Origin of the sequence: Streptomyces viridifaciens (assembly GCF_001888885.2) — a bacterium.
GTDB classification, from domain to species: Bacteria; Actinomycetota; Actinomycetes; order Streptomycetales; family Streptomycetaceae; genus Kitasatospora; species Kitasatospora aureofaciens.
Genome location: NZ_CP090841.1, coordinates 236,833 through 249,574, shown reverse-complemented (window position 1 = coordinate 249,574; position 12,742 = coordinate 236,833). Strand labels below are relative to the sequence as shown.

Below are 12,742 nucleotides of genomic sequence, written 5' to 3'. Positions count from 1 at the left end.
ACGGGCCGGGCCCGGGCGGGCGAAGCGGACCGCCGCGGCCCCACGCGCGGGGGGTCCGGCAGCGTGCCGGTGAGCGCCCGCCCGACCGGCGGCAGGAGTCCGACAGCCGCGGAGGGCGCCGCGACGTGCGGCGGTGCGACCCCGAACGCCCGGTGGCGGGTGTCGTCCGGTTCGTGATCCGCCTGTGCACACATACACCAATCATCACGGCACACCAGCCACTGCCGCCTGCGGACGGGGTCGAGCACGCGACCGCACAACGGGGCACCTCCGACCGGCTGGCCAGGATCCCGGTGACGGCCCTGCCCCGCCGGATTCCGGCCGAGCTCCCGGATGTTCCGGTGGTGGGTGGGGCGCTCGGGAGCAGGCGGGGGCCGAAAGCGGGAGATTCACCCTATCGGGGGGTAGTCGGCCGCCGTACGGGCCCGGTCGTGTTCTGGTGATCTAGGGTTCCGGATGGACCGCCGGGCGATGGCGGTCAGGCCCCCCACACTCGCCAACTTCCGTACCGGTCAGTGGATCTGATGATCCGTTGCGGCTCGCGCCCAGGGCGGAGCGGTACGGCCCTGACCGCGTGATCCCACCACACGAATGGAGACCCCTGCCGATGCCCGTGGACACGAGCCCGGAGACACAGCAGGACCGGCAGCAGAGCCTTGCGACGGCAGCTGCCCGCAATCTTGCCACCACGACCAAGTCCGCCCCGCAGATGCAGGAGATCACCTCCCGCTGGCTGCTCAAGGTGCTCCCTTGGGTCGAGGCCCACGGTGGCGCGTACCGGGTGAACCGTCGGCTCACCTACACCGTCGGCAACGGTGTGGTGGAGTTCATCAAGACCGGCTCCCAGGTCCGCGTGATCCCGGCGGAGCTGGGCGAACTCGCCCTGCTGCGCGGCTACGAGGACGACGAGGTGCTGACCGCCCTCGCCGACCGCTGCCAGCAGCGTGACTTCGGCCCCGGCGAGGTGCTCACCACCCAGGGCGAGGCGGCCGACCGGATCTTCCTGATCGCGCACGGCAAGATCAACAAGTTCGGCACCGGCAAGTACGGCGACGAGACCGTGGTCGGCGTGGCCGGTGACGGCGACCGTTTCGGCGACGACTCGCTGCTGAACCCGGACGCCGTCTGGGAGTACACCGCGAAGACCGCCACCGCCGGTGTGGCGCTCACCCTGAGCCGCGACGACTTCGCCCGCATCCGGGACAACGCGCCGAGCCTCCAGGAGCACCTGGCGTCGTTCCTTGCCCTGCCGCTGCAGGCCCAGAACGAGCGCGGCGAGGCCGAGATCGCCATGTCGGCCGGCCACCACGGCGAGTACGAACTCCCCGGCGCCTTCGTGGACTACGAGCTCAAGCCGCGCGAGTACGAGCTGAGCGTCGCGCAGACCATCCTCAAGGTCCACACCCGGGTCGCGGACCTGTACAACGAGCCGATGAACCAGATCGAGCACCAGCTCCGGCTGACCATCGAGGCCCTGCGCGAGCGCCAGGAGCACGAGATGATCAACAACCCGGAGTTCGGCCTGCTCAACAACGCCGACTTCGACCAGCGGATCCAGACCCAGTCCGGCCCGCCCACCCCGGACGACCTGGACGAGCTGCTCAACCGCCGCCGCGACCCCGACTACCTGCTGGCCCACCCGCGGACCATCGCCGCGATCGGCCGGGAGTTCAACGCCCGGGGCATCTACCCGCACCACGTCGACCTCGGCGGGCAGCAGGTGCCGGCGTGGCGCGGGGTGCCGATCCTGCCGTGCAGCAAGATCCCGATCACCAAGGAGAACACCAGCTCGATCCTGGTGATCCGTACCGGCGAGGACAACCAGGGCGTCATCGGCCTGCACCAGACCGGCCTGCCGGACGAGTACCAGCCCTCGCTCTCGGTCCGGTTCATGGGGATCGACGAGAAGGCGATCATCTCCTACCTGGTCAGCGCCTACTACTCGTGCGCGATCCTGGTGCCGGACGCGGTCGGTGTGCTGGAGAACGTCGAGATCGCGCACCGCCGCCACTGACTGCCGGAGAACAGCGAGCGCGGGCCGTAACCGGCCCACTCGAAGATCGTTTCACCTGATGACGGACGGCCCGCCCCGGATGCGGGCCGTCCGCCTCGCGTTCGAATGCGCATGGTCGTACCCGATCGGTTCCGATCGGCATCCGGCCACTGCTGCCCGTTTGCGCAGGCTGATCGGCCCGAGTCCGTCCCGTCCTCCCCCAGGCGAACCGAGAGGTGTGTGGAGCCCATGCCGCAGCGCCGGCAGTTCCGACGGATACCACGGCACGGCGGGTCAGCCGCTCCCGGGCGGCGAGTGCGACTGATCGGCGCGGCGGTCGGCGTGGTGGCGATGTGCGCGCTGGTCGGCGGCGCCACCGCCGCCGGCGCCGAGCGCCCCGGCGGGAGCCCGCACGGTTCGGCCGTGGACACCTGCGTCTGCATCGGGACCGGCGTCTCGACTTCGGTCGGGCCGGGCGGCAGCGTCGACGTCGGGGTGGACGTCGACGTCCGGGTCGACGTCACCGTCGCCCCCGACGTCGGCCGCCACCACGGCCACCGGCCCCCGCACCACCACCACCCGCACCCCTGCCCGAGCCCCACGCCGACGCCCGTACCCACGCACACCCCCACGCCGACCCCGACCCCCACCCCGACTCCGACGAGGACTCCCACCCCCACCCCCGCGCCGTCCCCGAGTGCGACACCGCCGAGGCCGACCCCGGTACCCACCCCGCCGCCCTCGCCCGGGCCGCCGGCCCCGCCCCCGCCGGTTCCCGCCGCCCCCGCTCCCGCGGCCCCCGAGCCGGCAGTGCCCGCCCCGCAGGTGGTTCCGCCCGCCGTGGTGCCGCTCCCGGCGGCGCCCGCTCCGGCGGACCCCAGCCCAGCGCTACCGAGCCCGGTCCGCCCGAGCCCGCTGTGGCCGACGCCCTCGGCGCACCCGGCGTTCAAGGTGTGGGACAGCAAGCCGCTGCCGGTCGCGCAGCACAACCACGGTGCCTCGACGACCACCACGATGCTGCTGATCTTCGTGCCCGGCATCCTGGCGGCGGCTGCGCTGCGCCCGGGGCGCGGCGGAGGCCGCGGCCGTTCAGGGTCCTGACGAGCGCCTCCGTCCCGGCCGCCCGGAGACCGCGGCCCCCGACACGTTCAGGGCTCGAGGTTCCCGTTGAGCCCCCTGCTTCCCCGTTCACGTCACAAGCCAAGCCAGAGAAGGGAGTTCCCATGTCCGAGTGGGTGGCGCTGGTCGTCGCCATGGCGGCGGCCTGTGCCGTTGTGTTGGCGGTGGTGGTGCTGAGGCGCCGCACCGCGGGCGTCGAGGAGAACGTCGACGAGACGCCCGACGTCATCGAGTACATCACGATGATGATCGGCGTGGTCTACGCGATCGTCCTCGGTCTCGCCATCGCGGGTGTCTGGGAGGCGCGCGGCGCCGCCCAGGACGACCTGTTCCGTGAGGCACAGTCGCTGCGGGAGGTGAGCGACCGGGCGGTGGTCTACCCGGCCGAGTTCCGCGACCAGGTCCGGTCCGACATCGACGCCTACGTCACGTACGTGGTGAACGTCGAGTGGGACTACATGTCCGAGAACGGCGCGATCACCGACAAGGGCACCCAGTTGCTGGACAAGGTCCAGAACGAGGTGGCCAGCCGGGCGCCGGCCTCGGACCTGGAGTCCCAGACCTACCAGCCGATCATGGACCGGATCGGTCAGGCCTCCGACGCCCGCAACCAGCGCGGTCAGAGCGCCGGCCCGACCATGCCGGGCGTGGTCTGGTTCGGTCTGATCGGCGGCGCCGTGGTGACCATCGGGATGCTGTTCGCGCTGCAGATCAGGCGTACGCCGAGGGAGTTGATCCTGGCGGCCTGCTTCAGCGTGCTGATCGCCTTCCTCTTGTTCATGATCTGGGACTTCGACGACCCGTTCGCCCGGAGCGTCTCGGTCACCACCCAGCCCTTCGTGGACCTCTTCCCCTCGCTCGACCTCAAGGGCTGAGCCGGGGCCTGAGACGAGCACCGGTGGTCCCGCCGGGACCACCGGTGCTCGTCTCCGATGTCACGCCGGCGGAGGCCGGCGTCCATCGAGTTGAGCATGGTCCCGGAGGCGTCGTCGTTCTCCAGGGAGAAGGTGAACAGTCCGCCCAGGCCCTTGCCCTTGGCGTGGGCCCGCGTGCCCGGACGGCCTGCGGGGTGTCACCGGTCCAGAAGTTGGTGCCGTCGTAGACCCAGCTGCTCTGCGTCACCGCGTCCCAACGGATCTGCGCGGCGGCCTGGTTGATGAACAGATCGGACTGGACCGATATTCGCCGTCAGGGGTGTCCGCCCGCTGGACCGCCCCGGGCGGCGGAGGGCGGCGGACCGGTAGGTTGACCGGGACGGAACCGGCCCGCCGAACGGAGGAGCGCATGGACAGTCAGGGTTGGGACGACCGCTATGCCGCGAGCGAACTGGTGTGGGGCACCGCGCCCAACCAGTGGGTGGTCCGCGAACTGACCGGCAGCACCCCCGGTCGCGCCCTCGACCTGGCCACCGGAGAGGGCCGCAACGCCATCTGGCTGGCCACCCAGGGCTGGGAGGTCACCGGCCTCGACTTCTCGGCCGTCGCCCTGGAACGGGCCGAACGGCTCACCGCCGAACTGCCCGACGAGGTCGCCGACCGGCTCACCTGGCGGCACGGCGACGCCCGTACCCAGGAGGGCCCGGCCGGCGGCTACGACCTCGTCCTGATCGCCTACCTCCAGCTCCCCGCCGCGGACCGGCGGGCGGCGCTGCACCGCGCGGCCGAGGCGCTCGCCCCCGGCGGCACCCTGCTGGTCGTCGGGCACGACCTGACCAACCTCACCGAGGGCGTCGGCGGCCCCCAGGACCCGGCCGTGCTCTTCACCCCCGAGGACGTCCTGGCCGACCTCGCCGAGTACGGCCTGCACACCGTCCGGGCCGAGCGCGTCCACCGTACGGTCGGCGAGCCCGGCCACGGGGGCGGCCTGACGAGCGTCGCGATCGACGCGCTCGTGCGGCTGGAGCGGGGCGCCGAGTGACGACCCGACCCTCCCGCCGCACGCTGCTCACCGGCCTGGCGGCCGTTGCCCCGCTGGTGCTGGCCGCCTGCTCCTCGGGCGGGAAGAAGGGCAAGGCCGACAAGAACGGCCCGGTGGCCAGGGCGAGTGACCCGGGCACGGCGGCCTTCGTGATGATCATCCGGCACGGTGAGAAGCCCGACGGCAGCCACCCCGGCCTGGACGAGAACGGCAAGCACGACGACAAGTCCCTCACCCAGCGCGGCTGGGACCGGGCCAAGACGCTGCCCACCCTGTTCGCCCCGCCCGCGGCCGGACTGCGCACCCCGGTCCGGATCTACGCGGCCACCGACCAGGGCCCGATGGCCGGGGCGCACCGGATGCGCCAGACCGTCACGCCGCTGGGGGCCGAGCTCGGGCTCACCGTGGACACCACCTACGCCGAGTCCCAGGAGTCCGAGCTGGCCGGTGCCGCGCTCGCCGGGGCGCAACCGGTGCTGATCTGCTGGGAGCACTCCCGGATCCCGCGGATCGTCGAGGCGCTCGGCGCCTCCGGCAGCGGGGTCCCGGCCAGTTGGCCGGACCGGTTCGACCTGGCCTGGGTGTTCTCCCGGCCGGCCGGCGGAGCCTGGACCTTCCAGGAGGTGCACCAGCACCTCCTGGAAGGCGACGCCTGACCCACCTGTGGGCGCGGTCGGCCGAGTGGTGGGCCGGCGGCTGCCCCTCGGTGATCGTCACCACCGAGTACTGGCCGACGGTCCAGCGGCACGCTGACCGTCCCGCCGGTGACGGTGTACGGGACGGGCCGGGGAGCCGGGTCGGTGCCGTCCGGGCCGGCGACGCTGACGGCGGTGACGCCTGCCCCGGCCGGCAGGGCGTAGGAGAGCACGCAGTTGGCGGGCGTGGTGCGGAAGTCCGCCGGGGTGTCGCGAAGTTGGTGACGTCCGACCGGTGAATCCCCCGGTGTGCGGAGCACCGTAGGAAGTGCGACCCGGGGGACTGCTGGGTAAGGGTGCTCCGAGCCGCTGTCCGATGATCACAGGTTTCCCTGCGTGCGATAGGTTCGCAGCACGGACGGCGGTAGGAACGAGGAGGGCACGATGACCGTTTCACTGGCCAAGGGGCAGAAGATCAGCCTGGAGAAGCCGGGCGGTGGGCAGCTGAGCCTGGTCCGGATGGGCCTGGGCTGGAAGGCCGTTCAGCGCAAGGGCTTCCTGGCCAAGCTGCTGTCCGCCGGCCGGGAGATCGACCTGGACGCCTCCGCGGTGCTGTTCTCGGGCGGGAGGTCGGTGGACGTGGTCTACTTCCAGCACCTCACCAGCAACGACGGCTCGGTCCGGCACAGCGGGGACAACCTGGTGGGCGGCGCGGGCGACGCGACCGACGACGAGTCCATCACCGTCGACCTGACCAGGGTGGGCGCCGAGGTCGACCAGATCCTGTTCACGGTCAACTCCTTCACCGGGCAGACCTTCCAGGAGGTCGAGGCCGCCTTCTGCCGGCTGGTGGACGAGACCACCGGCATCGAGCTGGCCCGCTACACCCTCACCGACGGCGGCCCGTACACCGCCCAGATCATGGCCAAGGTGCAGCGCACGCCGGCCGGTTGGCAGATGGTCGCGATCGGCCGGCCGGCCGGCGGGCGGACCTTCAAGGACCTGATGCCGGAGCTGCTCAAGCACCTCTGACCCGGCGCCTCCGCCCGCCGCGGTTCGGGCGCCGCGGTTCGGGCGTCGCGACGCTACTCGACGTCCCGGCGCCGGAACCCGGCCAGGGCCAGCACGATCAGTGCGGCCGCGAGGAGGGTGAGCACCGCCAGCGGGGTCCAGTCCATCCGGGCCGCGGGGAGCCGTGGCACCTGGCCGAACGGGGAGAGCCGGTCCAGGCCCGCGGGGAACTTGAGCAGCGGGCCCAGGTAGCCGATCACGAAGGCGTACGCGGGGACGACCCAGACCAGCGGCATCGCCCGGGGCAGCCAGCCGTAGACGGCCGCGGCGAAACCCACCGTCACCCAGAGGGCGGGCGCGAATGCCAGCGCCGCGCCGGTCAGCCGCAGGAACACGCCCCCGTCGCCGGTGGACAGCGCCCCGGCCAGGCCGAAGCCCACGCCCGCCGCCAGCATCACGGCGGTGGAGCCCAGCAGCGCCGCCGCCAGGTGACCGCCCAGCCAGCCGGACCGCGACACCCCGGCGGCCAGCACCGGCACGGCCCGCCCGGCGCTCTCCTCGGCGCGCGGGCGCAGCGTCGCCAGCACCGCGTACACACCGCCGACCACCGCGACCACCAGCAGGGTCAGCGCGGCGAAGGAGTCGGCGAGGGTGTGGCCGCCGAGCCGGGCCAGCGCCTGCCTGATCTGGTCGACGTCCTTGAGCATCGAGTCGGCCTGGCCGAGCAGCGACCCGTACATCGCGCCGAGCAGCAGCAGGGCGACCGCGAAGCCGCCGATCAGGCCGCGGTGCAGGCGCAGTGCCAGGCCGAGCGGGGTGCCCAGGGCCGGGCTGCCGGTGGCCGGACCGGGGCGGGCGGCGCGCAGCCCGGCGCCGAAGTCGCGGCGGGTGCTCAGCGCGAACCCGGCCGCGGCGGTGGCGGCGGCCAGCGCCAGTGCGGGCAGCAGTGGCCACCAGCGGTCGTCGACGAAGGGGTAGCTGCGCTGCAGCCAGCCGATCGGGGAGGCCCAGGACAGGCCGCTCTCCCCGGCATCCCCGGCGGCGCGCAGCGCGTAGGCGGCGCCGAGCACGCCCAGGGCCAGCCCGGAGGCCGTCCGGGTGTAGGCGGTGATCTGCACGGTAACGGCGGCCACCGCGCCGAACAGCAGTCCGCCGGCAGCGGTGGCGGCCCCGTACAGCAGCGCGCCGCCACCGGTCAGGCCGGGGACGCCGAGGCCGGGCAGGCCGAGGGCGAGCAGCAGGCCGAGCGCGAGGTCGGCGACGGCGGCGGTGGCCAGCGCGGCGGCGAGCTGGGCGTGCCGGCCGACGGCGGCCGAGCGGACCAGTTCGGCGCGCCCGCCCTCCTCCTCGGCGCGGGTGTGCCGGGTGACGGTCAGCACGCTCATCAGGCCTGCCATGACGACCAGCAGACCGAGCAGCCGGTGGCCGAGCATGGCGCCCCAGCTGTAGTCGGCCAGGTAGTGGGCCGGGCCGGTCATGGCGAGCAGGGCCGGGTTGGCCGAGCCGTGCGCGATCGAGGCCCGGTCGGCGGCGGTCGGGTAGACGGTGCGGACGCTGTTGGCGGTGGCCAGGGTGACCAGCGCCAGGCCGAGCACCCAGGCGGTCAGCCGCGCCCGGTCGCGGCGAAGCGCGAAGCGGACCAGGACGGCGGCGCCGGTCAGGGTGGTGCGGTCCCCGGCGCGGCCGGTGTCGCGGCGCGGGGTGGTGCGGGTGGCGGCGGTGGCGGTCATCGGACGGCCTCGTCCTCGCTCCGGTGCCCGTTGGTGGCCAGCTCGTCGCCGTAGTGGCGCAGCATCAGTTCCTCCAGCGTGGGCGGGTGGCTGACCAGGCTGCGCAGCCCGGCCTCGCTGAGGGTGCGCACGGCGGCGTCCAGTCGGGCGCCGTCCACGGCGAAGCGCACGCGCAGGCCGTCGGTGCGCAGGGCGTGCACGCCCGACAGCGCGTCCAGTCCGGTGACCGGGCGGCTGGTCTCCGCCTCGACGGTGGTGCGGGTGAGGTGGCGCAGCTCGCCCAGGGTGCCGCTCTGCACCACCCGGCCCTGCCGGATGATGCTGACCCGGTCGCCCAGCTTCTCCACCTCGTCCAGGATGTGGCTGGAGAGCAGGACGGTGCGGCCCTGCTCCTTGGCCTGCCGGACGACGTCCTGGAAGACCACCTCCATCAGCGGGTCGAGGCCGGAGGTCGGCTCGTCCAGCAGCAGGAGCTCGGCGTCGGAGGCGAGCGCGGCGACGATGGCGACCTTCTGCCGGTTGCCCTTGGAGTAGCTGCGGCCCTTCTTGGTCGGGTCGAGGTCGAAGCGTTCGAGCAGTTCGTCCCGGCGGTGCCGGTCGAGCCGGCCACGCAGCCGGGAGAGCAGGTCGATGGCCTCGCCGCCGGTGAGGTTGGGCCACAGCTCGACGTCGCCGGGGACGTAGGCGAGGCGGCGGTGCAGCTCGACGGCGTCGCTCCACGGGTCCTTCCCCAGCAGCCGGGCGCTTCCGCCGTCCGCGCGCAGGAGGCCGAGCAGGACGCGGATGGTGGTGGACTTCCCGGCGCCGTTGGGGCCCAGGAAGCCGTGGGCCTCGCCGGTCTCGACGGTCAGGTCGAGGCCGTCCAGTGCGGTGGTCCGGCCGAAGGTCTTGCGCAGACCGGACAGGATGATGGCCTTGGTCATGCTTCTCAAGCTACCGTAGTTTCAGAAAAACGTGAATATTGGGAAGCGTTATGGTTCGACCGGAGGGACGGATGATCTCTGGAAAGGGGAGAGCGGTGGAACGGGAGCCGGAGCAGGGGCAGGACCCTCGGGCCGTGGCGGACTTCGTGGAGCGCTTCGCGGCCGAGCTGGTGGTCGCGGGCATGGGCCGGATGCCGTCCCGGATCTTCTCCTGCCTGATGGCCGAGGAGAGCGGCGTGCTGACCTCCGCCGAGCTCTCCGAACGGCTGCAGATCAGCCCGGCGGCCGTCTCAGGCGGGATGCGCTACCTCATCCAGGTCGGGCTGGTCGCCAAGGAGCGCGAGCCCGGATCCCGGCGCGACCGCTACCGGGTGCTCAACGACGTCTGGTTCGAGTCGCTGACCCGGCGCGACGAACTTCTGCTGCGCTGGATCCGGGTGCTGAAGGAGGGGGAGGCGACCGTCGGGGCGGGCACGGCGGCGGGGAAGCGGCTGGAGGAGAGCGCGGCCTTCTTCGAGTTCATGATCGACGAGCTGCACGGGATGCTCGGCCGCTGGCGCGAGCACCGGGCGATGCGAGGGCGCGAGGAGGCTGGGGGGCAGGAGGAGGCTGGGGGGCAGCCAGAGGCGCGGCGGCAGCAGGCGTAGCGCCCGGCTCTCGCCGGGAAGCGCGACGGCGGCAGGACGGACCGAGGTCCCTCCTGCCGCCGCCGGCGGTACGGCGCGGGGTGGTTACTTCTTCACGGTCGCCGAGGGCGAGGGCGAGGGCGACAGCGAGGAACTCGGCGTGGCGCTCGATCCGGCGGACGGGGTGGCGCTCGGCGAGCCGCTCGGGGAGCCGCTCGGCCTGGGCGTCGGGCAGCCGGGGGCGGTCGGCGTCGCGGACGAGGTGCCGCTCGGCGTGGCGCTCGGGGTGGCGGTCGGGGACGGCGTGCCGCTCGGGGTGGCGGTGCCGGTGGGCGTCGCCGTCGCCGTCGGGCTCGGGCAGGACGGCGTACCGGACGGTGTGCCGGACGGCGTGCCGCTCGGGGTGGCCGTCGGGGACGGGCTGCCGCTCGGGGTGGCCGTCGGGCTCGCTGAGGCCGAGGGCGAACCGCTGGGCGTCGGCGTGGTGGTCGGCTGCGCGGACGGCGTCGTCGTCGCGGACGGGGTCGTCGTCGGAGTCGGGGACTGGGTCGGCGTTACCGGCGGCACGGTCGGCTGGGGGGACGGCGTCGGGCCGGTGCCCGTGCCCTCGTTGCCCGTCGAGGTGCCGCCCGACGTGCCCGCCGTCGTGCCGGACGGCAGGAGGAACGGCGAAGGCGGGGTGCCCGGCACGCTCGGGACGCCGGGAAGGTCCGGGACGGTGGTCACCTGGCCGCTGCCGAAGTGTGCCATCCAGTTGCGGACGGTGCGGAGGTACTCGGTGGAGTCGTTGTAGCTGAGGACCGCCCGGTCCAGCTGTGACGGGTCGGAGAGGTCCCGCCCGCCCGCGCACAGGTAGCGGCCGGCGGTCTCGGCCGCGTCGAAGATGTTGTTCGGGTCAGCGGTGCCCTTGCCGGTGGCGTCCACGCCCCAGGAGGCCCAGGTCGACGGGATGAACTGCATCGGACCGACCGCGCGGTCCCAGCGCGAGTCGCCGTCGTAGCGGCCGCCGTCGGTGTCGGGTATCGCGGCGAAGCCGTTGCCGTCCAGCACCGGGCCGAGGATCGGGGTGAGCGTCCGTCCGGCGGCGTCCACCTGGCCGCCGTTGGCCTGGCCGGACTCGACCTGGCCGATCGCCGCCAGCAGCTGCCAGGGCAGGTGGCAGCCCGGCGCGCGCTGGGCCAGCGAGGCCTCGGCCTGGCGGTAGGCGGCGAAGACCGTGGCGGGCAGCGCCGCGCCGGTGGCGGTGAACGGGCCGGCCGCGGGCTGGCCGGGCAGGGCACCGGGCGGCTGCGGCAGCTGAACGGCGCTGCCGCCGTCGGCCGCGGTGCCGTCCTGCGCCGGGCCGGCGTCGGCGGCCGCGGTCTGCGCGAGGCCGAGGCCCGACACCTGAGAGCCGGTCAGCGCGGCGAGCGCGGCGAACGCCGCCGCCGTCCCCGTGACCCGCTTGCCGAGCCGAACCTTGCGCCCGCCCTTGGCACTGCCGAACCTCGCCGCCATCTGCTGCCCCTCCCCGTCGCCGTCCGGACCTCCCCGGAACGGTTGAACCGTCGTCATCATGCCCGCCCACCACGCGGCGGCGCCCGCCGCCCGGAGACGATTAGTATCACGACGATCTGACAGGGACAGGATGGACGGACGGCGACCGGTGGCCCCCACGAGGGTTGACGCAGCACCTCAGCCCCGGTCCTGCGGCTCCGGACCCGCGCCGGGGATCTCACGACCTTCTCATCTCTCCTGTTGCACAAGGGAGTCGACCGCGAACCCCCATCAGGAGTCCGGGCGCCCCGGCGGTCGGACCGGCGGCTCGAGGCGCGGGGGTGGTACGTGGGCGTCGTTCCGGGCTCCCCGGCGCCGCCCGTGGGCGACCTCCCTGACCTGCCCGGATACCCCGCACCGCACCGGCCCTCCCTAGCAGGACGGGCAGGCCGGCGCCAGGGAGCGCCCCCAACTCGGCCCTGGACGGATGACGTTCAGGTGAAAGTGGGCATGCCAGGAAATCCGGTCCGGCATGCTGTGCCGCGTGACCATGTGGATGGAGGCCGAAGCCGTGAGCGCGAACCTGCCGGAGCCCGTCGCCGAGGGGGCGGTGGTCCTGCCGGCGCCCCCTCGGATGGTGGGCGACCTGGCCCGTGACCTGACCCAGGCCGCCGCCGCCGTCCGGGCGGTGTCGCGCGGCGGCCGCACCACCGGCGGCGACGTCGCGGTCGCCGCGTACACCGCCGTGGTGTGCACCGGGCGTTCGGCCGCCCGCGCGCTGGAGGAGGCGGCCGCCTGGTGCCGGCAGGCCCCCGAGGCCGAGGTGCACTCGCTCGCCTGGGCGCGGGTGCCCGGGCACCGCCACGACGTCTTCGAGTACCGCGTCACCATGGCCGTCAGCTTCCCCGACGACGAGACCGGCGAGCACCTCGGAGACACCCACCACTCCTGCCACTGAAAGCCGTATCATCGCCCCATGGGTGATCGGGGTACGAACGAGACGGCCGGCGGAGCGACGGACGGGGCGCCCAACGAGCAGACGGGGGAGACCACTTCGGTAGCCGACGGTGTCGGTGACGGCGGCGGACCGCGCGAGCTGTCCCGCGCCGCGGCCGTAGGCGCCACCGTGCTGTCCGTCCTCTGCGGCTGCGCGGTGCTGCTGGCCATGCTCCACTGGCTGGGCTGGGCCGTTCCCGGAGTCGGCTGGATCGTCGCCAAGGCCGGTGTCAAGCTGGCAGTGGGCGGCTTCGCCGGGCTGGCCGTTGCCGCCGCCTGGCTGCGCGCCAAGTTCGGTGCGCAGCGGCGTGGTTGA

General features: G+C 73.6%; 12 protein-coding genes. 9 read left to right on the top strand and 3 right to left on the bottom strand.

The annotated features are described in order from the left end of the window. The first annotated feature begins 607 nt into the window (after window positions 1-607). From BOQ63_RS08675 to BOQ63_RS08650, 6 genes are all read left to right on the top strand, one after another. Window positions 608-2,014 carry a family 2B encapsulin nanocompartment shell protein gene (locus tag BOQ63_RS08675; protein WP_030280453.1) on the top strand — a complete coding sequence of 469 codons (1,407 nt, stop codon included), beginning with the start codon at window positions 608-610 and terminating at the stop codon, window positions 2,012-2,014. Between the two features lie 294 nt (window positions 2,015-2,308). Beyond that, complete coding sequence (locus BOQ63_RS08670) at window positions 2,309-3,094, top strand: hypothetical protein (RefSeq protein ID WP_191093533.1); 786 nt, start codon at window positions 2,309-2,311, stop codon at window positions 3,092-3,094. A gap of 122 nt (window positions 3,095-3,216) precedes the next feature. Continuing rightward, window positions 3,217-3,987: a bestrophin-like domain gene (locus BOQ63_RS08665; RefSeq protein ID WP_030284449.1), complete on the top strand. Its 771-nt coding sequence runs from the start codon at window positions 3,217-3,219 to the stop codon at window positions 3,985-3,987. 409 nt (window positions 3,988-4,396) lie between these two features. Then, window positions 4,397-5,029 (top strand): class I SAM-dependent methyltransferase, encoded by a 633-nt coding sequence (locus BOQ63_RS08660; protein ID WP_030553103.1) that lies wholly within the window; start codon window positions 4,397-4,399, stop codon window positions 5,027-5,029. After that, window positions 5,026-5,685, top strand: a complete 660-nt coding sequence (locus BOQ63_RS08655) for a hypothetical protein (protein ID WP_050366349.1) — start codon at window positions 5,026-5,028, stop codon at window positions 5,683-5,685. Before BOQ63_RS08660 ends, BOQ63_RS08655 begins: the two co-directional genes overlap by 4 nt. A 423-nt stretch (window positions 5,686-6,108) precedes the next feature. Then, window positions 6,109-6,696: a TerD family protein gene (locus tag BOQ63_RS08650; RefSeq protein ID WP_030284454.1), complete on the top strand. Its 588-nt coding sequence runs from the start codon at window positions 6,109-6,111 to the stop codon at window positions 6,694-6,696. Window positions 6,697-6,749: 53 nt separating this feature from the next. Here BOQ63_RS08650 and BOQ63_RS08645 read toward each other — a convergent pair whose 3' ends face one another. Together BOQ63_RS08645 and BOQ63_RS08640 are read right to left on the bottom strand one after the other, a co-directional pair. Further along, complete coding sequence (locus BOQ63_RS08645; protein ID WP_030553101.1) at window positions 6,750-8,405, bottom strand: ABC transporter permease; 1,656 nt, start codon at window positions 8,403-8,405, stop codon at window positions 6,750-6,752. Beyond that, complete coding sequence (locus BOQ63_RS08640; RefSeq protein WP_072653989.1) at window positions 8,402-9,328, bottom strand: ABC transporter ATP-binding protein; 927 nt, start codon at window positions 9,326-9,328, stop codon at window positions 8,402-8,404. Before BOQ63_RS08640 ends, BOQ63_RS08645 begins: the two co-directional genes overlap by 4 nt. 134 nt (window positions 9,329-9,462) lie before the next feature. On the opposite strand from BOQ63_RS08640, the gene BOQ63_RS08635 reads away from it, so the two are divergent. After that, window positions 9,463-9,975, top strand: coding sequence for a GbsR/MarR family transcriptional regulator (locus tag BOQ63_RS08635; RefSeq protein WP_359794070.1), 513 nt, complete (start codon window positions 9,463-9,465; stop codon window positions 9,973-9,975). Between the two features lie 84 nt (window positions 9,976-10,059). Here the strand turns inward: BOQ63_RS08635 and BOQ63_RS08630 are convergent, their stop codons facing one another. Continuing rightward, a complete protein-coding gene (locus BOQ63_RS08630; protein WP_150475756.1) occupies window positions 10,060-11,451 on the bottom strand; it encodes a lytic transglycosylase domain-containing protein in 1,392 nt (463 codons plus the stop codon). Between the two features lie 523 nt (window positions 11,452-11,974). On the opposite strand from BOQ63_RS08630, the gene BOQ63_RS08625 reads away from it, so the two are divergent. Both BOQ63_RS08625 and BOQ63_RS08620 read left to right on the top strand, forming a co-directional pair. Continuing rightward, complete coding sequence (locus BOQ63_RS08625; protein WP_143174680.1) at window positions 11,975-12,388, top strand: hypothetical protein; 414 nt, start codon at window positions 11,975-11,977, stop codon at window positions 12,386-12,388. Between the two features lie 18 nt (window positions 12,389-12,406). Then, complete coding sequence (locus BOQ63_RS08620) at window positions 12,407-12,742, top strand: hypothetical protein (protein WP_030284465.1); 336 nt, start codon at window positions 12,407-12,409, stop codon at window positions 12,740-12,742.

Coding starts and splice junctions, on each gene's coding strand:
- BOQ63_RS08675 (WP_030280453.1), top strand. CDS start 608: ATGCCCGTGGACACGAGCCCGGAGACACAGCAGGACCGGCAGCAGAGC.
- BOQ63_RS08640 (WP_072653989.1), bottom strand. CDS start 9,328: ATGACCAAGGCCATCATCCTGTCCGGTCTGCGCAAGACCTTCGGCCGG.
- BOQ63_RS08660 (WP_030553103.1), top strand. CDS start 4,397: ATGGACAGTCAGGGTTGGGACGACCGCTATGCCGCGAGCGAACTGGTG.
- BOQ63_RS08650 (WP_030284454.1), top strand. CDS start 6,109: ATGACCGTTTCACTGGCCAAGGGGCAGAAGATCAGCCTGGAGAAGCCG.
- BOQ63_RS08620 (WP_030284465.1), top strand. CDS start 12,407: ATGGGTGATCGGGGTACGAACGAGACGGCCGGCGGAGCGACGGACGGG.
- BOQ63_RS08630 (WP_150475756.1), bottom strand. CDS start 11,451: ATGGCGGCGAGGTTCGGCAGTGCCAAGGGCGGGCGCAAGGTTCGGCTC.
- BOQ63_RS08665 (WP_030284449.1), top strand. CDS start 3,217: ATGTCCGAGTGGGTGGCGCTGGTCGTCGCCATGGCGGCGGCCTGTGCC.
- BOQ63_RS08645 (WP_030553101.1), bottom strand. CDS start 8,405: ATGACCGCCACCGCCGCCACCCGCACCACCCCGCGCCGCGACACCGGC.